Origin of the sequence: Streptomyces sp. NPDC001822 (assembly GCF_042892135.1) — a bacterium.
In the GTDB taxonomy this organism is placed as follows: Bacteria; Actinomycetota; Actinomycetes; order Streptomycetales; family Streptomycetaceae; genus Streptomyces.
Genome location: NZ_JBIATW010000001.1, coordinates 911,691 through 932,941, shown reverse-complemented (window position 1 = coordinate 932,941; position 21,251 = coordinate 911,691). Strand labels below are relative to the sequence as shown.

General features: G+C 67.3%; 10 protein-coding genes and 4 pseudogenes. 6 read left to right on the top strand and 8 right to left on the bottom strand.

Annotation, left to right across the window (positions count from 1 at the left end):
* Positions 1-96: 96 nt before the first annotated feature.
* Together ACFYY2_RS04195 and ACFYY2_RS04190 are read right to left on the bottom strand one after the other, a co-directional pair.
* A pseudogene (locus ACFYY2_RS04195) lies at positions 97-720 on the bottom strand (IS3 family transposase); the annotation flags it as partial.
* Between the two features lie 805 nt (positions 721-1,525).
* A pseudogene (locus ACFYY2_RS04190) lies at positions 1,526-2,931 on the bottom strand (glycoside hydrolase family 76 protein); the annotation flags it as partial.
* A gap of 541 nt (positions 2,932-3,472) precedes the next feature.
* Between ACFYY2_RS04190 and ACFYY2_RS04185 the strand changes: the two are divergent.
* A pseudogene (locus tag ACFYY2_RS04185) lies at positions 3,473-6,069 on the top strand (lectin).
* A 1,191-nt stretch (positions 6,070-7,260) separates the two neighbouring features.
* On the opposite strand, the gene ACFYY2_RS04180 reads toward ACFYY2_RS04185, so the two are convergent.
* A complete protein-coding gene (locus ACFYY2_RS04180; RefSeq protein WP_388736731.1) occupies positions 7,261-7,518 on the bottom strand; it encodes a hypothetical protein in 258 nt (85 codons plus the stop codon).
* Between the two features lie 345 nt (positions 7,519-7,863).
* On the opposite strand from ACFYY2_RS04180, the gene ACFYY2_RS04175 reads away from it, so the two are divergent.
* Positions 7,864-8,649 carry a hypothetical protein gene (locus ACFYY2_RS04175; protein ID WP_388736729.1) on the top strand — a complete coding sequence of 262 codons (786 nt, stop codon included), beginning with the start codon at positions 7,864-7,866 and terminating at the stop codon, positions 8,647-8,649.
* Between the two features lie 544 nt (positions 8,650-9,193).
* On the opposite strand, the pseudogene ACFYY2_RS04170 reads toward ACFYY2_RS04175, so the two are convergent.
* Positions 9,194-10,042, bottom strand: a pseudogene (locus ACFYY2_RS04170) (IS3 family transposase); the annotation flags it as partial.
* A gap of 329 nt (positions 10,043-10,371) precedes the next feature.
* Here ACFYY2_RS04170 and ACFYY2_RS04165 point away from each other — a divergent pair.
* The 3 genes from ACFYY2_RS04165 to ACFYY2_RS04155 all read left to right on the top strand — a co-directional run bounded on the left by ACFYY2_RS04165 (position 10,372) and on the right by ACFYY2_RS04155 (position 12,185).
* Positions 10,372-10,746 (top strand): hypothetical protein, encoded by a 375-nt coding sequence (locus tag ACFYY2_RS04165; RefSeq protein ID WP_388736727.1) that lies wholly within the window; start codon positions 10,372-10,374, stop codon positions 10,744-10,746.
* A gap of 111 nt (positions 10,747-10,857) precedes the next feature.
* Entirely contained in the window at positions 10,858-11,247 is a 390-nt protein-coding gene (locus ACFYY2_RS04160) for a hypothetical protein (RefSeq protein ID WP_388736724.1), read from the top strand.
* 371 nt (positions 11,248-11,618) lie between these two features.
* Positions 11,619-12,185: an exonuclease domain-containing protein gene (locus ACFYY2_RS04155; RefSeq protein ID WP_388736722.1), complete on the top strand. Its 567-nt coding sequence runs from the start codon at positions 11,619-11,621 to the stop codon at positions 12,183-12,185.
* A 691-nt stretch (positions 12,186-12,876) separates the two neighbouring features.
* Here ACFYY2_RS04155 and ACFYY2_RS04150 read toward each other — a convergent pair.
* The 3 genes from ACFYY2_RS04150 to ACFYY2_RS04140 all read right to left on the bottom strand — a co-directional run bounded on the left by ACFYY2_RS04150 (position 12,877) and on the right by ACFYY2_RS04140 (position 15,216).
* Positions 12,877-13,650, bottom strand: coding sequence for a hypothetical protein (locus tag ACFYY2_RS04150; RefSeq protein WP_388736721.1), 774 nt, complete (start codon positions 13,648-13,650; stop codon positions 12,877-12,879).
* 488 nt (positions 13,651-14,138) lie between these two features.
* Entirely contained in the window at positions 14,139-14,480 is a 342-nt protein-coding gene (locus tag ACFYY2_RS04145; RefSeq protein WP_388736718.1) for a hypothetical protein, read from the bottom strand.
* 325 nt (positions 14,481-14,805) lie between these two features.
* Positions 14,806-15,216 (bottom strand): hypothetical protein, encoded by a 411-nt coding sequence (locus tag ACFYY2_RS04140; protein WP_388736716.1) that lies wholly within the window; start codon positions 15,214-15,216, stop codon positions 14,806-14,808.
* A 542-nt stretch (positions 15,217-15,758) separates the two neighbouring features.
* Here ACFYY2_RS04140 and ACFYY2_RS04135 point away from each other — a divergent pair.
* Entirely contained in the window at positions 15,759-16,763 is a 1,005-nt protein-coding gene (locus ACFYY2_RS04135) for an alpha/beta hydrolase (RefSeq protein ID WP_388736714.1), read from the top strand.
* 214 nt (positions 16,764-16,977) lie between these two features.
* Here ACFYY2_RS04135 and ACFYY2_RS04130 read toward each other — a convergent pair whose 3' ends face one another.
* Entirely contained in the window at positions 16,978-20,598 is a 3,621-nt protein-coding gene (locus tag ACFYY2_RS04130; RefSeq protein WP_388736711.1) for a S8 family serine peptidase, read from the bottom strand.
* Positions 20,599-21,251 lie beyond the last annotated feature (653 nt).

The window sequence follows — 21,251 nt, the reverse complement described above, 5'->3', positions numbered from 1 at the left end:
TCAGCCCCAACGAATACGAACGCCGCCACCACGCCGCTAAGCTCACGCTCGCCGCGTGATCAAAGACGCGTGTCCACCACCACGGGGGAAGGCCCGCCATCTGAAGGCGTCGAGTCGGGCCTCGCGTTCGGTTGGCCAGCTCTTTCGCCCTTGCAGGGTCTCGCGTTTGAAAGTTGCGTCGAAGGACTCGGCGAGTGCGTTGTTCGCGCTGGAACCGACCGCGCTCATGCTTTGCCGAACCCCTGCTGACCTGCAGGCTTGGGCGAAGGTCCTGCTCGTGTATTGGGCTCCGTGGTCGGTGTGCATGATCGATCCGGCGAGGTTGCCGCCGGTGCGGATCGCCGCCGCCAGCGCGTCCGTCACCAGGCCCGCGCGCATGTGGTCGGCGATCGCCCAGCCGGCCAGACGCCGCGAGGCGAGGTCGATGACGGCCGCCAGGTAGCAGATCCTCCCGCCGTCGATAGGCAGGTGGGTGATATCGCCGACGTACTTCGTGTTCGGATTATCCGCAGTGAAGTCGCGGCCGATCAGGTCCGGCGTTTTGGCCGCAGCCGGATCGGGAACGGCGGTCCGGTGCCGGCGGCGCAACCGGACCCCCTCGATCCCGGACGCCCGCATGATCATTGCGACGCGCTTGTGGTTGACCGCCTCACTTTTCTCCTCGCGGAGCTCGGCGGTGATCCTCGGGGCTCCGTAAGTGCCGTCCGACTCGTGGTGCACGCCGACGCGGCATCAAGCGCGCTATCCCGGAGAAGTCCGACTCCCGGGCCGCCCGTCTGAAGCGAGGTAGCGAGGTCGGGCAGCCACCAGGCTTCGACAAGGAGCGCTACAAGAGCGGAACGTCGTGGAACGGGCGATCAACAGGCTGAAGCAGTCCCGGGCCGTGGCCCCGGCTATGACAAGCGGGTCCACGTCTTCCTCGGCACTGTGACAGCAGCGGCACTTCTCATCTGACTCAAAACGTGACCTGCCGCAACCTCCCACAGTGAGTTCCTCACCGAGATCACTACGTGCGAAAGAAGAGTCATGCCCCGCAAGACGGCGGCTGCTCTACGCCTGGACGCCCTCTGCCGGTCCCACCTTCGGAGCTACCGGCGCCGGCCTTCACAGCTCTCACCTCACACACTTCGCCAGGCGGCCCGATTCGAAGCCGAACGGGGCCTACCCATCCGGCAGCTCGAAGACGCCGTCCGTTACTGGCAAGCGTTCGTACGCCGCCCAGGACGCCCTCTCTACCTGCCCGAGCCACACCTGCCCGGCTACGACATCTGGGATGACCGACTCCTGATAGAGCGAGCAATCGGCGCTCTCGAGAGACGAGCAGCCCGGGAAATCGCATCGATCGTCAAGAATGCCGACGCCGACTTCCTGGCACGCACCCTGCACGCCCCTCAGGCTCCACGTGCCTGGCCGTGGTGGCGCCGCAGATGCCAGGACCTGGGCGACATCATGCATGTCCCCTCTCAGACGAACGATCGGCCCGACACCGCCTAACACGACGTCGGGATGAAACACCGCCCAATTAGGCGCTGTTCGCCCAACGAGTGAGGGCCGCGGCGTAGGGGCGGTCTGACAGCCGGCGGTTGAGGACGCCGAGGCCGCGTACGTAGGCGCCCTTGAAGCTTGGGCCGTCTCCCGTGCAGTTGTCGCCCTCCCCTGGTTCGCGCAGGACGCCGCCGGCCTCGAGCCGGGCGGTGGAGGCGTCGGCCAGGCCGCGCGCCGCCGTCAGGAGGCCGGCGTCACCGGTGGCCTAGTGGAACTCGGTCAGCGCGACCAGGATGACGCCCTGGTTGTAAGTCCAAGCGGGTTGACCGTTGTTAGCGCAGGAGTCGGTGAGACCGTCGTTGATCATGCGGTCACCGTTGATCATGCCGCTGCGCTGGAACCAGTTCCATTCGCTCTTCGCCTGCTCCAGGTAGGCGGTGTCACCCGGTATCCGATTGTGCAGGGCAGAGGTGAGGTGAAGGAAGAGCTCGTTGGTGATGGCGTTCTTGTAGTTGCCGTTGGTGCTCCAGCGGACGCCGCCACCGCAGGTGCTGTTCCAGTTCGCGTACATGTGGTCCGCGTCCGCCCGGGCGGTGTCGAGGTACCTGCGGTCGCCGGTCAGGTCGTACGCGGCGATCCAAGGCGGGCCCCACCACCCGGTATCGTCGAGGTACTCGTCGCGGAACTGCCCTCCTTGCGCGTTGATGTTCTTCTCGTACGTCTCGGCGATGGCGTAGGCATAGCTGTTCATGCCGCTGATCCGGATGTTGTCGATGATCGCGGTGAGCGCGTTGGCGCCGGTCCACCAGCCGTTGCCCCCGAAGAGTTTGCTGCCGGGTCGAACGACATCATCAGGGCGGTTGCCGCGGCCGTGCTCCTGCTGCCCGCGTTCCAGGTGGTCCGCGCCCAAGGCGTGCACGCGATGGGGCCTCCGGCCGGCTGGCCGCAGGCCCGAAGGGCTCCGACGCCCCGGTTGTTCCAGTCGTCGACGTTGTACATCTGGGTGCGCCAGCCCTGCCCTCCGGCGGGCACCGAGGTGTCGCCAAGAGCGCTTCCCGACGCCCAGGTCAGGCCGCCGTCCAGCGACCGGTCCAGCCAAACACGTTCATTGGGGCCGCCGTTGTCGATGGATGCCCAACCCATCGCGTCGGCGTCGTCGAAGTGCAGCGCGATCGACCGCGAGGAGACCGTGGCCGTGGCGGGGACACGATCCTGGGAACTCAGCCCCGGACCCCGGGCGTCGCAGTACTTGTTGCACACGACCGCCGGCGCCGCCGCGGCGGGGGCTGATGACAGTCCGCCGACAGCGAGGTAGGCAACGTTGTCAGAGCGGCATGGAGGGCGGCAGACATGGAACGCACTGGCTTCACGGGGAAGGCTCCCAAGATGTCTGGTCACGAGAAGGAGCGCCCTGCAAAGGGGAGAGCGCTCTCCGAAAGTAGCCATGCATCATGGCCACGTCAACGCATTGGGCAGTGCCGGTGGATTGGACATCGACGTGCCCGGCTTATTGACAGGCTCTCGGGATGGCGGTCTGATGTGATTGCTTTCGTAGGGCCGGGTTCAGTTGTGCGCCGTCATCGTCGGGGGGATGCATGTCGCGAACACGAAGTGGCCGACCGTACCGGTCGGCCTCCCTCGCCCCCGAACGCACTCCGATCCGGCAGTGACAGTCACACCGCCGGTGTGACCGCCTAGCGGACAGAGCGTCGGGACCTGGGCGGCGACACAGGAAGTCCCACCGCGTTCCTCCCCGTGACGGCGCGGGCTTCCGCCCCCCGGCGTCCGCGTCCGTGCGGCCCGCCGGATCGATCCAGCGCTCGCACGAGTCCGGGTCGCATCGGTCGGGCTTCGGAGAGCTAACCAGCCCGAACCGACGGCACCCCGGCCGACTCGACCGGCCGGTCGTCACCGGCCTCCCACGTCCGCGTGGGCCCCGCACCGTCCGGACACCGTCCCTTCCATCACACCCCATGGAGCCGCAGCAATGAAACGATGGCGCATCCCCCTTACGTTCTGCCTCATTTTCCTGGGGTTCACCGCACCGGTCACCGTTGCCGAGGCGGCGCCTGTGACCGATCCCGCGTCGCTGGTCAACCCGCTCCTTGGCACCTCGAACGAGGGCAACACCTTCCCGGGCGCCGACGCCCCGTTCGGGATGGTGCAGTGGAGCCCCGACACGCCGTCGCGTCCGCCCGGCGGCTTCTACGCGTACTCCGACAACGTTGTCACGGGCTTCAGCCTGAATCATCTGTCCGGCCCCGGATGCGGCGCCCTCGGTGACATCCCGATCCTTCCCACCACGGGCGCAGTCGACGGCAACGCGACGGTGGGCTTCTCGCACGCCAACGAGTCGGCGGACGCGGGGCGTACTCGGTCGCGCTCGACAACGGTGTCAAGACCGAGCTGACAGCCACGCTCCGCTCTGGGATGGCACGTTTCACGTTCCCCGCGACAACTCAGGCGAACCTGCTGTTCAAGATGGGGTCGGGCAAGGGCAGCAACATCCGCTTCGACCGGGTGAGCAGCACCGAGGTCAGCGGGTCGCTTACCAACGGCTTCTTCTGCGCCTCGAGCCCGACCTACACCGTCCACTTCAACATGGTCTTCGACCGGCCGATGACCAGCAACGGGACGTTCAACGGCGGCAACTCGGTCACGTTCGATACGACGGGCAACCGGGTGGTCCATGCGAAAGTCGGGCTGTCGTACGTCTCCGTCAGCGGGGCCAAGGGGAACCGGACGGACGAGAACCCCGGCTGGAACTTCGACGCCACCCGCGACGCCACCCACGCATCGTGGAACGACCTGCTGGGCAAGGTCGCGATCGCCGGAGGAACCACGGCCCAGCAGGAGGTGTTCTACACCTCGCTGTACCACTCGTTGCTGCATCCGAACCTACTGAGCGACAGCGACGGGAAGTACTGGGGCTTCGACAAGAAGGTGCACACCGTCAGCGGCAACCAGAAGGCCCAGTACGGCACCTATTCCGGCTGGGACATCTACCGGACCCAGGCGCAGCTCCACGCGCTCGTCGCACCCCAGCAGGCAAGCGACAGCGCCCAGTCCCTGGTGAACGACTACGCGCAGGGCGGGTTCCTGCCCAAGTGGTCACTGAACTCGGCCGAGACACAGGTCATGAACGGTGACCCCGGTCCGGCCATCATCGCGGACTACCACGCCTTCGGCGCACGCGCCTTCGATACCGCGGCCGCCAAGAGCGCGATGGTCAGGCAGGGCACCACATCGAACCCCATCCGGATGGGTCTCGACCTCCAGACCAAGCACGGGTACCTGCCCTCGGACGGCACGTACCCACGCGACTTCTATGGTTCGGTGGCGACCCTGCTGGAGTACAGCGCGCAGGACTTCGCGACTGCCGCGTTCGCCGGGGCCCTGGGTGACACGAGCACGCGGGACCAGTTCGCCAACCGGGCACAGGACTGGCGCAACGTCTTCAACCCCGCGAGCGGCTTCATGCAGCCGAAGCTCGCTGACGGTTCCTGGCGGCCGGGCTTCAGTCCCACGAGTAGTGACCAGTTCGTGGAGGGTACCTCCTGGCAGTACACGGGCGCGGTGCCCCACAACGTTCGTGGACTGGCTGACGCCATGGGCGGCAATGCGAAGATGGCTGCGTATCTGGACAAGGTGTTGTCCGACATCCGGGGCGCCGGCGGCTCGCACGCCGACATGCGCAACGAACCGTCCATCGCACTGCCCTGGGAGTACACCTACATCGGGCAGCCCTGGAAGACCCAGCGGATCGTCCGCCAGGTGCAGAACGAACTGTGGAACAACTCGCCCGCCAACTGGGGTGTGGGCAATGACGACCTGGGCACGATGAGCGCCTGGTACGTCTGGTCGGCCATGGGCTTCTATCCCCAGACACCTGGCACGGCCGACCTGGCTCTGGGCAGTCCCCTGTTCACCAACGTCACGATCACTCTCGGCAACGGCAAGAAGATGGTCGTCAACGCCCCGAAGGCCGCGACCAACGCGCCATACGTTCAGAGCGCCACACTCAACGGCTCCACCTGGAACAACGCCTACCTTCCGCCGTCGTTCGTGGCCGACGGCGGCACCCTGAACCTCGACCTGGGCACCAGCGCGAACACTGGCTGGGCTACCGCTCCGTCCTCCGCGCCCCCGTCCTACGGTGGCAACGGCGGCCCCAAGCCGCCGGGCCCGCAGCCGCTGCCCACCGGTCCGGTGAGGTCTGGCATCGCCGGAAAGTGCCTGGACGTCGACCAGGGTTCCTCGGCCGACGGAACGAAAATACAGACATGGTCGTGCAACAACTCCGCCGCTCAGCAGTTCGCCCTGACGCCCGACGGCAACCTGCGGGGCCTTGGCAAGTGTGTGGATATCAGTGGCGGTACCGAGAACCATGCCTCGGTGGTCCTCTGGTCCTGCCACGGGGGACCGAACCAGAAGTGGACCTACAACGCCTCCACCAAGGCACTGGTGAACCCGCAGTCCGGGCGTTGCCTGGATATCCCCGAATCCAGTGACCGGGACGGCACCCAGCTCCAGATATTCGACTGCAACAGCACTGCGGCCCAGCAGTGGTCGCTGCCGTCCTGATCCCACGGCACCTCGCCGGTGCTGAACCGGCGAAACGGAGACAGTCTCGGACCGGCGCCACCAGTCGGCGGTGCCGGTCCGAGCTCCTCCGGGAAGGCCGGTTCCGGCCCTGCCCGCATGTTCCGGTCGGCGACTCGGCCCCCGCACCCAGCGACACCGCTCGGCAACGTGCGCAGCCCAGACCGCCGGGGCCGCGTGTTCGCCCGTCCGGTGGCATGCCAGAATCTTGCAGCCCACAAGCGGCGCCATCGTCAGCGGAAGCGGGTGATGCGGCCTTCCGTACCCGGGGTCAGTTGAGGGCCACGAGTGCGGCCCGCTATCCCGGCCCCAACCAGCGCTCAGAATGGCCGTCGAACTCAGCCCCGCTGTACCTGTACCTCGCCCTTGATCATTCGCAGGTCCCGCGGCTCGGACTGGGCCTCTGCCGCCGTAAGCCGGATCGTCCCGGACTTTGCGAACGCCTGGTTGCAACAGCCAGCACCTGGGGCTTCAGCCATCCGCCCTTCTCCACCTCCTCCATGAACAGGGACCCCTGCATCAGTGGCACCACAGATCCACCATCCAGAGACTCAGGGACGAACCGACCGCTATAACCCAATCCGGAGCCACCTCCGACGAACGCAGGCACCTGCTGCCCAAAGCCGTGGCGCGCCTCCGAGCCCGCGGGCCGGGCCGAAGGCTACGAGCGGGGCCTGGCCGCCCGGCTGGCCCGGACGCGCGGGGGCGGCACCTGGATCTGGGAGCGGGCCGTCACCGACGCCCGGGCGTAGTACGCGCCGCCGAGCTCGGCACGGACGACGAGGCACGGCGGCCGGCGTCGCGTCCGGAGTAGGACCACGGGAGTGCCGCCGCCTGGTCGCCGGTCCGGAGCTCCGCGACGGGCCGGAGGAGAGACCAGCGCAGCGCCCTCGCTTCCCCGAGACCACGCCCGCCCACCAGCCCACACCCACCCACCCCACACAGCGGGACAGACCAGGTAGAAGAGGGGAAGTCTGAGCACTCACCACGCGAAAACCAGGGCCTGACCTGCGGTTGTGCAGGCGGCGGGCGTAATCGTGCGCGCGTGATGTTGGAGGGGATGTTGGAACCAATGCTGGAGGGGATGTTGGAGGGGATGTTGGGCGCTCCGTTCGGTGTCTGGTCGCTGCGGCGCCCATCAGGCCGCAAGGAGGCCCGACCCCCGTATTGACCTCACTGAGTCCAATTGTGGAAGCGCGCCCGCTTGGGACCGCACGCGCCGTCGGCGAGGTCCTTGTCGTAAGCCCGCTGCACGGCGGCGTCGGCCTCGGCCTTCGGCGCACTCATGGGGACGTAAGCCCCGGAGAAGACGACGCACGACGCGTCGTAGACCGGCCACAGCGCCCACGACCCGAACGCGACAACGGCGGCCATCACTGTGAGCGCGGCTGCGACTCGGCGGCGCGGCGCGGAGAACGAACGGGATATCACCAGCGGATGGTATTGAACGGTGCACAGACGGCGGACGACTGGGGTCTTGTGCCAGCAGATGATGGCGCCTTCGACGACCACACACGGTGACACCACGACTGGCCTCACCGAGGGATACGCGGCGTGGGCCTACCAGTCCCGAGGCTGGCTTTGTTCACCAGAACCGGGATCTGGCACAGATCCTGGGGAGCCGTCACGGCGTGTCATCCATGCAGCATCCTCCATGCTGGCCTGGACGACGTGCTCGGCCTGGATCTGCCCTGCGGGCAGTCCGGGAGAAGACGGTCAGGGACGCCCGGGGGGGGCACGCTAGGCTGCGGTTCTTCGGGCGGATGGGGGCATGACATGTGGCAGCGGGGAATACGGGCGGTCGTGCTCGGTGCGGCCCTGGTGGTCCTTGCGGGCTGCGGTTCCAAGACGGCCAAAACCGATGAGGAGGTGACAGGCGCGGCCACGGCCGCCGCCTGGACGCTCGCCGCTCCGATTCGCATCGACGGCGTCCGTACCGCCGACGGCGGTCTGTCTCTGGTGGTCGATGCCGCAGTGCCCGACGGGGCACGCGACTGCGTGCGCAGCCTGCGCGGTGTGCTCGACACCGTCGAGCACGGCACCATATACGCGAAGGTCACCTACGAGACCCCGGACCAGGACTCCGGCTGCACCGGCACGCGGCGGGTCAAAGCGACGGTGAAGCTGGGCGAGCCCCTGGGCTCCCGCAGGGTCGTGGTGAACAGCCTGGACGTGTACACCCCCGTCGGTGCCACGCCACCCGCTCTGCGGCAGTGCGGTGAGAACGGCTGCGACCCCACGCCGCCGCGTTGCACCTCGTCCTCGTACGGGCAGGCGGTCAACGACACGGACATCCCCAAGCACACGAGCTGGGAGGAACGCGGCTGCGACGACACGTGGCTGGTGCTGGACCTGTCGACCCGGATGGGGCCGGCGTGCGGTGACGCCGGCGACGGATGCTCCTCCTCTCATGTCTCCCAGCGCTGGTTCTACCGGGCCGAGTCCTCGGGCTGGCGGCCGGTTGCCACGAACGGCGATGCGGGGTGCGCCGGGATCCACAAAGTCCTGCCGGAAGTGCCTGAGCACCTCTGTGCGTCCCTGTCGCGGCTCGACCGCGGCTGATCCCCGAGCCGGCGGCTGCCTGGCTGGCTGTCGGCCCGGAGCAGCGCGACGGGCTGGAGAAGAAGGCCAGCGCAGCGCCGCCCCACTTCCCCGAAACCACGCCCGCCCACCAGCCATCCACACCCACCCCCACACAGCAGGAGGGCAGGCCGGGTAGAAGAGGGGAAGTCCGAGCACTCACCACGCAAAAACCGGGCCCTGACCTGCGGTTGAGCGAGGCACGGCGCGCGGTGGCTGTAGCAGATAGCGTCACAGATCCCGTCGCACATACCGTGACATGTGTCGTCACACATCGCGTGACAGCTGTTGTGCACGCAGCGCCCAGGCCCCGAGGGGCGAGCAGCACCAGGCGGTTCCAGCTCGGTCGAGGCGCCGGCGCCAGAGCGTCTGGCGACCGTGCCGCGCTCCGGGCGGCGCAGACTCGAGGACCAGGCGTGTCCGCGGTTCGGCCCGCTGGGCACCGGCGCTCTCCGGTGTGTCAGGGTGTCGGGGCCCGGGGACAGGAGGCTGGCGAAGCTTCCCCGTGATCTTGGACACTCGATGGTTATGCCGCGAGGGTGTGTCGGTGCCGTTGGCGGGTCTCGGCAGGGGTGAGGTAGCCGAAGACCTTGTGTCTGCGCAGTCGGCGCCGATTGTAGAACGTCTCGATGAAATCGAATACGTCGGCACGGGCGGTGGCCCGGTCAGGCCAGACGCGGGTGCCGATCTCTTCTTTGAGCAGGGCCCAGAAACTCTCCGCGGCGGCGTTGTCGAAGCAGGACCCGGTGCGTCCACAGCTCTGGCGGAGTTCCAACTCCCTTATTCGGTGCTGGAATTGGGTCGAGGTGAATTCGCTGCCGCGGTCGCTGTGGATCACGCAGCCGGGTTGCAGTCCACCGCGGCCGTGGGCCATGTCGAGTGCATCGACGACGAGGTCGGCGCGTTGGTGATCGGCCATCGAGTAGCCGACGACCTCGCGGATGGCCAGGTCGAGCCAGCAGGCGAGGTAGAGCCAGCCCTCGTCGGTGGGCAGGGCGGTGATGTCGCCGACCAGTTTCGTGCCGGGCGTCTCGGCGTGGAATTCGCGGCCGATCAGGTCCGGGGCCGGCCTGGCCTTCCTGTCCGCTCGTGTCAGCGAACGGCGCTTGCGGCGGGTCACGCCCTGGATGCCGTGCTCGCGCATGAGACGGGCGACCCGATTACGGTTCACCGCCCGTCCCAGACGCCGCAGTTCGGCATGGACGCGCGGGACGCCGTAGGTCTGGCGCGAGCCGACGTGGATCACGGTGATCTCGTGCACCAGGGCCTGGTCGGCGGCCCGACGGGCGGCCCGGGGCTTTGCCGCGGCGAGCCAGGCATAGAACGAGGAACGGGCCACCTTGAGCAGGCGGCAGAGGAAAGCGACGCCGTGGGTGGTCTTCTCCGCCTTGGACCTTCACCCCGGCGCAACTGCGCTCTGTCATGGATCCACCGCTCCGACCCGTGACGTCGTCCCGCCTCAGGGACTTGGAAAGTGGCATCTGCACAGGTCAGAGCGCGGGACGTCTCGGGATGAGGTCACTTCTGCGTCGACTGTGGCCGGTCACCGCACCGACCCGCAGTCTCGTTGCGGTGGCGGCCGGCGCGTTGGACACCGCCCGTCTCGTGTCAATCGAGGCCGCACGGGCTGGTACCGCCGTGGCCAGGTTCGCCGCCAGCGACAGGAATCCCGTTCGACGCATAGCTGAGCAAAGGAAGAGTCCAATGAAGAAGCACGTGGGTCTGCGGAGCCGGCTGGCCGCCACTGCGGCCGTCTCGGTTCTGGCCGGGGGGTCCGTGGTCTTTGGAGCGTCCCCCGCAGCAGCTGCCGCCTGTGGCGCGTCGCTCAGCGTCAGTACGGCAGGAGCCTCGGCCGCGTGGGACGTGGCGTGCGACGCCGGCCACATCCGCGTCGTCGGATGGGTCAAGGACACCGACAACGACGGCCAGTGCGCCCGGGTTCGCGTGGAGTACGCCAACGGCGACAAATGGTACAGCCCGCGGGCGTGCCCCAAGGGAACGAAGGTCAGCTTCGGGTCGCCCTGGAGCAGCACCAGGTCCCAGATCATCAACGCATATCTGTACGAATTCGACGTCTGAGTGTGTGACGGGCGGCCCCACCGCCAGCAGAAGGCTGATCGAGGACTCCGGCAAGTGCATTGCCTGGACCCGGTGACCCTATGAGCAAGAAACTAGAGTAAGGAACTCGCAGTGAAGGCTTCACGGAAGATGCGCACACTCACCGCTGGTGCGGTGACCTCCCTCGTCCTGGGAGTCAGTGCGACGCTGCTGACCGCCGGCCCTGCCGCAGCTGCCGGCTGCGGGGCCGTCCTGAACCCCAAGACGACCGGTGCCGAGGCGTTCTGGGAGGTGAAGTGCATCACCGAAAGCAACGGCGCCAAGCGCGTAGGCATCGCCGGATGGGTGAAGGACACCGACAACGACGGCCAGTGCGCCCGCGTCAAGGCGACCTTCCCGAACGGAACGACCTACTACAGCCCGCAGGCCTGCCCCAAGGGCACCAAGGTCAACTTCAGCTCCGGCTGGCGCAGCGGAGCACTCGTCGACGCGTACCTGTACGAGTACAGTATGACGCCCTGACCACGGCCCGGCCCGTACGGCAACGGGGCCGGACCCGGCGTTCCGACGCCCTTGGCCAATTCTGGCTCTGGCGTGACGTCGGCTCCCAAGACCTGGTTGTGGTCCTGGGAGCCGACGTTGTTGTTGGGGGAGGGTGTCGGTGTCAATGCGGCAACGCACGCACTGCATCTGCCGGATTCCCGCTCGCTCCCGCCCGAGCTGTCGGGCGTTCGCCGCTTCGCACGCTTGCGGCGAGCTCACCCGAATCGGGATCGGGCCTGCCCGATTGCGACGTCGTCCCGCATCCGCCGCCTTCCCGGGTGGCGCCACGCCCACAGGTCGGCAGGGAAATCCAGATGTCCCTGGCCCAACTGGTCCCTACGCTTCCCACCATGGAAAGCACCGGGGCCGCGCGCCTTCTAAACGTCGTGGATGTTGAAGCGACCTGCTGGTCCGGCGACCAACCGCCGGGCTCGGTCAGCGAGATCATCGAGATCGGGCTGACCGTCGTCGACCTGGCTACTGCGGAGCGCCTCACCCGGCATCAGATTCTTGTACGTCCCGCCCGGTCCACGGTCAGTCAGTTCTGCACGGAGTTGACCGGCCTCACGCAAAGCGAGGTGGACGAAGGGGTCAGCTTCGCCGCGGCGTGTCGCCTGCTGGCGGCCGGACATCACGCCGGATCCCGCCCTTGGGCCAGTTGGGGCGACTACGACCGCAACCAGTTCACCCGGCAGTGCCAGGCGACTGGGACGCCCTATCCATTCGGCCGGCATCACACCAACGCCAAGGCGGCCTTTACCGAGGCATACGGCCTACGCAAACGCCCTGGAATGGCACGGGCCCTGGAGATCGCCGGGCGGCGGCTCGAAGGCCGACACCACCGCGGCGCGGACGACGCCTGGAACATCGCCGCCCTCGTTCTCCACCTGTCCGAGCGGGGCGTCTGGCCGGATTAGCGCTGACCGCGCTGGGCGATCTGCCTGCGAGCTCCGAAGCTGGTGACAACCCGAATGAGACCAACTCAGAAGTGCCAACCACCTCGCGCATCCGATGACAACGACCTCTGTGAACCCATCCCTCAGAGCCACGTCACGACGCACAACTGGTGACATCAATCGATGCGAGGCACACGTGCTTGCGGTGCTTGCTCTCGGGAGAGCGAGGTGGCGGATCGGGCCCTGTCGGCGGCCTGGGTCGTCATCCTGAGCGGATGGAGTACTTCGAGTTCTACGGCTGACGTTACTGGGAAGCCAACGCGCTCATGGGCCGTCCCAAGACCTTCTGGCCGACCACGCACTCTGAAGTGCCCAGCGAGTGGGACTACTGGTCATGCGGTGCCGACAACACCACACCCGACGACTACTGACCGGGCAGATGCCCGGCGCGGTGCGCGGTCGCACCCTGGGGGGGGAGAGCGCGCCGAAGGTGACCCACCGCCCCTCCGCGACCAGAGGCCGGCGGGTCACCGTCCAGGTTCAGATCGTGGGCCTCACCCACGACGATCATGACGTGGTGGAGTCGCAAGGATCTGGGTGAGACAGGAGCCGCCTGGTCTCTACCTCCCGGCCCCCCACCCCGCTCCGCCCGCCAACTCAAGTACTCACCCGCCAATTGAAGCGCTCAAGGATGCTTGTTCTCGGGCGGGCTTCAGGGCAGCTGCATCTCGCTGTGGCGTGCCCGAATACGCGCGATCACGCGCTCCCGTCCCAGCTTCTTGGCCTGGCGGAGCTTGGCCTCGGCAACGAGCATGGGAGCCCAGAACAACCAGCCCCACAGGCTGAAGTCCAGCACCCCACTCCACACCAGTGCCTTGTTCAGGCCGAACGATGCCACGAACGTCAGCACATACGCTTCGACCCGGTGGGCGAGAAGCAGGCGCAGCGGTGCGTTCCGCGACCCCTGCAGCAGCTCAACCGCCGCAGCCAGTTCAGCAGCCCGGAGGTCTTCACCTGTGTCCTGGCTGGACTCGCCACGGGCGGCTCGCCGCAGCGCGTCGGCCACCAGCACGCTCTGCTCCGCTTCAGCTGCCTGCTGGGCTTGTCCTTGAACAGCGGCTACCTTCAGGTCGTCCCAATAGCCCCGTCCAGCCCAGCCCGTCGCATCATCGACTCGCTCGCGTTCGGGTGACCCGGGCGGGGCCAGCTCCTCGATTCGTTGCTGCAGAACCACCGCGCGGCGCGCCCGCCCCGGGTGTTCGAAAGAGTCCGAGCGAAGGCACAGCTCCAAGTACGACACCAAGAGTCCGAGATCGTCCGCTGCTACGGCAAGCCCGTTGCGATACGCGGCCTCAGCCTCACCATCATGGTCATCGTCGTCTGCCGCGGCGTGTGCCTGTCCGAGCCAACGGAAGAGGACCGGATCCGGTCCGCACTCCTTGAGCCCTGCCTCTGCCGCAGCTCTCACAGCGTCGTAGCCACCCACGGCGAAGAGCTCTGAGCATCTCTCCACGTACTGCTGCCGTACCACGTTCCCACCCCAGCCGTCCGAGCAAGCTTCTTCTCATGCACTCAGCGGCGCTCTCACTCACCATTTGATCACGAACACCAGGTCGATTGTCTAGCCAGCAACCGAGGCCGCCTCTCGACCTCTACACCCAGCTCACCTGCGCCCTCGATGCTGACCGCTTCAGGCGCCAACTCGCGGGCTCACTGGCCAGTTGGGCACTCAGCCACACTTGCGGCGAAGCGCCCGGCGGTTGTCACCAACGAAAACCGGCTGAGCTGCGAGAGCGGGGCGCTCCAAGTATCCCGGTTGTCACAGGCGAAGTATCGAAGTTGTCACACGACCTTGTTCAGCAGCCCTGCTGGCACCAGGAGCCGTCCCTTGCCTTGGCACACCGCTGGCTCAGTCCGGTACACGGACCTGTCCAAGACGGCTCCGATACCGTGATCACACCAGCCACTGCACGATCATTGCGTTGCTTCGGGTTCACTCTGCTCGAACGCGGTGCGGCAGCGTTCCGCCTGGTCAGCCACCTGCTCCATGAACCATTGCATGATCTCGTACGGGATGACGTGCTCGTCAGGGCTATGGATGCGTACGGTCGGCTCGAGACCAGGATCCTCGTCGGGGATGAGCGCCACCAGGAAAGCCTGACCGGGCACACGGGTCGCCGCGTTGGGCGTCTCAGTCACTGCGCCTGGCGCGGGCACAGCCTCGCTCAGCTCCACAGCCCAGGAGTCATCAGGCAACGCGTAGTGAAACTGGACGGCATAGTGATGACCCGCATGTTCTCTCAGTTCTGCTGGCATGACGGCAGGCTGCCACAGCACGCGGTCACAGGTCCGGGGATATCGGCTGACCGGCCCCCAGAGCTGGGAGGAATCCGCAGCTCTGGGGGCCGGTCATAGCTCCAAGGAGCTGTTCATTTGGGCTGATCCGGCTTTGACGGACATTCGAGATCCGTGGTTCAGCCCCGGGGAGGACGTCCGTCATGGAGAGTATGGGCAGAAGAACCCTCGCCGCCCTCGCCGCTCGTCCACACCGGAGCAAAAGGCCGAGAGCGTCGGTCTGCGTGCCGACGAGGTGACCCCTCGGTTGGGCAGGTCGCCTGCCCTGACTGAGATTGGAAAAGGCTCACGGATTGTAAGGGTTCAGCGACGCTCGAGAGGTCGCGCAGTTGTCGGTGAAGGCATCACGGCATACGGTCACCGTAAGGGCGACAGCCCCACCGGAGAAACTTCCGGGCATGCTCGTCCAAGAAGCTGTGCTGTTGCAGCCTCCCTCGTTCCGATGGTTGGGGTACGTGTAACCCGAAACCCGGATGTAGAAGAATACCGAATCGCCGTCGCAGACAGTGTCCTTGAGATAGACATTGCGGAGGACGAACGATGTATCGCTAGTCCAGTCGACCGTCAGCCCGATGGCTGCGCCGGCGGTGCTGGTGACGAGCCTGTCATTGTCAGCCGCATGCGCCGCGTTGGGTGCCAGTCCGAGCACTGCAGCGACTGCGCCTGCGGTGACGGCCCCGAAGAAACGCTTTCTCATGAACCCCCCTGTCGGCACGAGCACGATGGATCCAGGATCTCATGTTCCTCTTTTCATGGAGAAGTCCCGTTCCAGCCAGATCTAGCACTAGGAGCAGAAATCGGCTACACATTCGAATTGCGTATAGGAATAGGGCAGTTACCCATTAGACTCCCGACATTCAAGCGCCTCTTTCCGATTCTGGGCGCCGCGTAGCTGCACTGGAGAAACTTCAGAGCCGAGACACTCGATGATCTGCGGGTCCGGGGAACGCGCGACGGGGATCGTGTCCCAGTCCACACCTGTCGGCGTCATGGCACCCTCAAGGTTCGCTGCAGGCCTCTCCCGTGCCGTGCCGCCGCCGTCCATCTCGCTCCCCCGGCCGTGGTTCGAGGGTTGGCCGTACGACCGGGAATGGGCCGCAACCCGAGCTGAAGCTCCGGTCCCTGCTTGCCCGGGAGAGGTCGTGGGCCGTACGGCTGTTCCTGATCCCCGTGTGCGATGGGGCAGCCGCCCGCAAGAGGCAGGTCAAGGTGTCGGCGCCGTGGGCCGATATCCCGTATATGTCGCACGCACCCACACGCCGTACCGCCCTCACGACCGGGCTCCTGCTGGGCGCCGGAACCCTCCTCGGTGCCGCCGCCCCGACCGGTGGCGTCAGCAAAGTCCTCGCCGAACGCCGTCTGAGTGACCGGCTGGTCGAGCTGACCATGGACTCCCCCGCTCTCGGCGCGCGCAGCACGGTGGCTCTGCTGACACCGCGCGGCTGGGACCGGCGCCGACCCGGCGACCGCTGGCCGACTCTCTATCTGTTCGCGGGCGGAGACGGCGACCACACGACCTGGACAAGCCTGTTCAAAGTGCAGGACCTGGCGGAACTGCGTGATGTTCTGGTGGTGATGCCGGGCATGCCGCTCTTCGGCTTCTGGACCGACTGGTGGAACCACGGCAAAGGAGGCTCCCCTCAGGTACGCACCTATTTTCTCCGTGAGGTCGTTCCCCTGGTGGAACGGGACTACGGCGCCGGGCCCAACAGGGCGGCGGCCGGTGAGTCCCAGGGCGGATTCGGCGCCCTGGGACTCGCCGCTCGTGTCACGGGGCTGTTCGGCGCCGTCGCCGCTTTCGGGGCACCCGTGCACCCGGTCCGGCACCCGGAGATGTGGCTCTCCGGTGCCAAGTTCGTCGGCGTGGACGGCCACGCGATCTTCGGTGATCCGTGGGAGCAGTGGAAGACATGGCTCGACTGGGATCCGTACCATCACGCCCAGGGACTACGTCACACGCCCGTCTACCTCGCGTCCGGTGAGGGAAGGCCCGGTCCGCTCGACGGCGACGAGCCCGATCCCCACATCCCCGGCACCGAGAAGTGGGTCGCACTCGCCGACGACGGAGTCGTCTCCGTCACCGAAGCCGTGTGCGGTGAGGAGACACGGATGCTCAGCGACCGTCTCACGTCTCTGGGGGCACCCGTGACCACCCACATGTATCCAGGTGGGCACAGCGGCACCTACGGCCACAGGGAACTGCGCCACGCCCTGCCGATGCTGACGGCGGCGCTACGCCGGTAACGGGCGCCGGCGCCGGCCACAGTCAGCGTCCTCGAAGAGCTGGGAGCAGTGGGCGCCGTTCTGACTGGCGAGTTCACACGGGCGCCGTCGGTCAGTATCTCTCCCCACTCCCCCTTGGCCCGGCCCTGGCCGGCGACCGGCCAGGGCCGGGCCTGGGACCTGTCGACCGGACGGGGCCCGCTGTGCGCGGGCCCCGTCCGGTCGAAGGACTCTGCTACTTCAGCCCGAAGGCTCGGATGATCTTCTGCGTCACACTGTTGCCCCGGCGGTCGTGTGCCGAGGTGCGCAAGGTGGCGTACGCGGCTCCCGAGGGGGCGTGGAGCCTTGTCTCCCAGTTGTTGTCACCTCTGCGGGTGAGGTTCGTCTTCTGCCAGGTGGTGCCGTCGTCGTAGGAGATGTCGAGAGTGAGTGCCCCGATGTCCCTGGAACTCGGTCCGCCGGGGAGATGGGACGGGGTGACCACGAGTGAGGCGTTCCGCCGTGCCTTGCCCTCGGGGTCGGTGTCGATCTCGTAGTCCAGCTGGATCAGAGGCAGGACCGTGGCCTTGCCGGGCATGCCGGCCGCCGAGGTGAAACCCCACTCGGTCCGTGTACTGGTGGAGTACGGATTCGTCCAGTAGCCCCGCGAGTTCTCGGAGACGAGCCGGTAGGCAAGGCGGTCGGGGCTGAGTCCCGCGAAGTCGACGTAGTCGGAGTATTCCTGGGTCAGGAGTGTGTCCCCCTGGTACAGGGCCACGATGTTGTCCACTCCCGGGTTGCCCAGCGTGCTACCGACGTGGCCGCCACCGGAGTCGCCCCAGCCCGGGACGTTGACGTAGAACTCGTCGTCGGTCCGCTGCTGCACTCCTGACCGGTTGTCGAGGCGCGGGCGGTGGATGGGGCCGAACCAGTTCAGGTCGGTGGTACTACCCGCTCCGTAGCGCACCGCGGCGGACGACTCCTGGACCTCGCCGGGAATCTGGACCCGCTCCAGCCATTGAGTGTCCGTATCGGCCGAGACCCAGTCGGTGCGTTGCCCCTGGGCCGGAACCTCGTGCAGGTAGGACGCGCCCATGGCGACTCCCTGCCAGATGTCCGAGCGGTAGTCGGAGGCCCTGGTCTGCCGGTGGTTGCGGAAGGCGACGTCGACTCGGGCGAGGTCGTCCCTGTCCGGCCGGTAGGTCGGGTCGGCGGGGATCGAGCCTTCGTAGCGACGGACGAGGTCGTAGAGGTAGTCGGTGACGCGGCTCGACTGCAGCGTGAGCGTGGTCCTTCCACGCCGGATCCGGGCCGTCAGTTCCTCACCCTCGTCCCGGGTGAGAGTGGCCACCGTGAGGGGTGGCGGTATGGCGAAGGACTGTGCCCCGATGGGCCATGGTTCGAGCCGGCCCGATCCGTCGTTGACGACCAGCAGCAGTCGTGCGCCCGCCTGCGCGGCCGCGGAAGCCTGTTCCTCCACAGTGGCGGCATCGTTGCGGAGCACCACGGCGGCCTTTCCCCTGGCGTGGAGTCCGGCATAGTCGGCCGGGGCGCCCCCGCCGGCAAGGACCGTGTCGAGGGTCGTCCGTCCATCGGGAAGCGGAGTCTCGCCCCGTTGGACCCTGAGGTCGTCGAAGCTCTCTCTGCCGGCCTCCACCGTCAGTGCCGGTTCCTCCTTGCGCCAGCGCGCGCCGAAGGCGAAGTCGCCCTTGGTGACCTTCCTGCCCGTGGGCAGCACCCACATGCTGTCGTATCGAGGGGTGCTGGGGTCGAGGGTGCCGAGGGTGTAGTGGTCGGAGTCGAAGGACCGGTACAGATCCATGCGGACTTCGGTGTCGGTGGTCTGCTTGGGGACCACCGCGCTGACCTGACGGGCCTCCGAAGCGTCCAGCACCACATGACGGTCGCGGTCGAGACTGATCTCGGGCTCGCTCAGCACGGCTCTGCCCAGGGAGTGCGGGCCGTGCGTGCCCTGTACGTCCGCATCGAGCCACAGGGCGTACGTACCGACCGGGAGCCGTACATCGGCTGTGCCCGATTCACCGAGCGTGTACCGCTGGAAGAAGTTCCTGGCCGCCACGGTGAGCACCCCGGGGAGCGGCTTGCGGCCGCGATCCTTGGCGGTGACGGAGAGGTTGTAGCGCTCTGCTTCCTTGCCGACCCCGACGAGGGTGTGGGCGGCGACCTTTCCGTCCTTGCCGACGGCGTTGATCACACCGCTGAAGTGGCTGTCCGGCGGGGCCAGGTCCAGGTCTGCCGTGAGAGTCACATCGACGGTTCCGTGTGCGGGTACGGTGACCTTCCTGCTGGACAGGGTGAACAGCCCCTGCGGTGCGTTCGGGGCGTGCACCGCCAGGTCCAGGGTGACCGGGGCCGGTGCGATGTTGGTGTAGGTCACCAGCCTGTCGGCCTTCTCCCCCCTCGGGTGTGGCCAGAGGTGGTAGCCGGAGTAGGCGCTGCCGGTCGCGAAGACCGTGTCCTCTACGGCGGCCGCGACGTCGAGGCGGCCGGCTCCGGCCTCGTAGGGCGTGTACTTCGGAGTGGCTTCGGCGGAGCTGATCAGAGCGTCTTTGAGCTTGGCTCCGGTCCAGTCCGGGTGCGCCGCGGCGAGCAGGGCGGCGGCTCCCGCGACGTGCGGGGCGGCCATCGAGGTCCCGCTCATCGTCTGGTAGAGGCCGTCGCCGTCGGCCAGGTGCGAACGTGCCGCGAGGACGCTCACTCCCGGTGCCGTCAGCTCCGGTTTGAGTCCGTAATCGCCTGTGCGCGGACCCTGGCTGGAAAAGCCTGCGAGCTGGTCCGAAGCGTCCACGGCCCCGACGGTGAGCGCGGCGTCGGCGGCACCCGGCGAGCTGACGGTGGAAGGCGCACCGCTGTTGCCCGCCGAGATCACGAAGAGCGCGCCGGTCTCCGCGCTGAGCCGGTTGACGGCCTGGCTCATCGGGTCGTCGCCGCTGGACGGGGCACCGCCCAGACTCATGTTGATGATCTTGGCGTGCGCGTCTCTGGCAGCCCACTCCATGCCGGCCAGGATCCACGACTCCCTGCCCTGAGCTCCACAGCCGACGACGTCACATGTCGTCGCGAGGACCTTCCCGATGTGGAGGACCGCACCGGGGGCGACACCCCTCTCCCTGCCGTCCGAGGCGGCGCCAGTTCCCGCGACGGTCGAGGCGACGTGTGTGCCGTGGCCCGCGTAGTCGTCGAAGACGCTTTCATCGGGCACGAAGCTGGTGGCGCTGCCGATGCGGTCCACGAGATCCGGGTGGCCCGAGTCCACGCCTGTGTCGAGTACGGCGACGTCAACACCCTTGCCCGTATCGCCCGCTGCCCATACCTCGGGTGCACCTATCTGCGCGGTGGTGTCGGCCAGTGCGGCTTCGACCTTCCCGTCCAGCCAGACCTTGGCGATGCCGTGGGCGAAGGAGAGCGTGGACGGGGAGCCGCCGTTGGTGCGCGTGGTGCCCCGTCCACCGGGTTCGCCGGATTCGCCGGTGAGTCCTGACCAGAAGTCATCTGCCCGGCCACGCTCCTCGGTCAGCGCCGCGCCACGGATGCTGGTCAGCGTGCGGACCTTCGTGGCTCCTGTGGGGAGCGCCCGCACGCGGGCGGCGCCGCTGTCGCTGTAGGTGACAAGAAGAGGGAGGCCGTTGGTGTGCGTGTTGTCGTATCCGTCGGCCAGAAGCCGCGTGACGTTGAACAGGCTCTTGTCCAGGAGACCGGCGGAGACATACGGCAGGGCGGAGTGAGGGTAGACGTAGGTGTCCTTCCCCACCTTGTTGATCTCGAAGGCGATACCTTCGCCCTGCGGGCCCTCGACGAGTCGGGGCTCGGTGCCGCCGGCGTCGAGGGTAACGGTGTCCCCGGTGATCAGGGTCACGGTACGAACAGCGGCAGCTCGCGCTCGGACGGCGTCAGACGCACGCGGGGCCGCATGTGGTGTGTCCCGGGTGGTGGCCATTGCCGGTGGCACGGCCGTGAGAATGGCGAGGGCGGATCCAAGAGCCAAGAGCTTCGATCTGCGTAGGATCGGGGTTGACAAGGCGAACTCCCGTCGAGATGGCGTTGAGAACGATTAACTGGCCTTTCAAAATGCGTTGTTATGTGTTTCCGACCTCAGGAGGCCGAGCAACCTGCCCATGATCACCTCGCGTTGGTCCGGCACTCCCCTGCCCGGTGGTACAGAGAGTGCAAAATCAGGCCACCGGAGGCTCCAGGTCCGCACGAAGGACCGCCATCTCGGTTTGCATGTCTTCGTATTGAGACTCATCCACTCACTCGGATGAACCGCCGCTGCAGCCCACCGCGGCCGGGCGGCCACCCTCCAGGCCCCGCCGTCGCTCGTGGACGCGGGGCACCCGTCCTCTGCGGTGGGTACACATCGGGAGCACGTATGGGCGCGGCACCACCCTCACCGACACACACACCCGACGCCGTTCCGTGCGTCCGGCCCGCGTCGCTTCGCTGCCATGCGATGCGGCTGCGATGCGTTGCTCCCAGCCCCTCCTGACCGGCCCGGTGTGGGAGCTGATG

What these genes read in the sequence shown, in the direction of transcription:
- ACFYY2_RS04175 (WP_388736729.1), top strand. Translation starts at nt 7,864, where the DNA reads ATGTGGCAGCGGGGAATACGGGCGGTCGTGCTCGGTGCGGCCCTGGTG.
- ACFYY2_RS04155 (WP_388736722.1), top strand. Translation starts at nt 11,619, where the DNA reads ATGGAAAGCACCGGGGCCGCGCGCCTTCTAAACGTCGTGGATGTTGAA.
- ACFYY2_RS04145 (WP_388736718.1), bottom strand. Translation starts at nt 14,480, where the DNA reads ATGCCAGCAGAACTGAGAGAACATGCGGGTCATCACTATGCCGTCCAG.
- ACFYY2_RS04140 (WP_388736716.1), bottom strand. Translation starts at nt 15,216, where the DNA reads ATGAGAAAGCGTTTCTTCGGGGCCGTCACCGCAGGCGCAGTCGCTGCA.
- ACFYY2_RS04135 (WP_388736714.1), top strand. Translation starts at nt 15,759, where the DNA reads ATGTCGCACGCACCCACACGCCGTACCGCCCTCACGACCGGGCTCCTG.
- ACFYY2_RS04165 (WP_388736727.1), top strand. Translation starts at nt 10,372, where the DNA reads ATGAAGAAGCACGTGGGTCTGCGGAGCCGGCTGGCCGCCACTGCGGCC.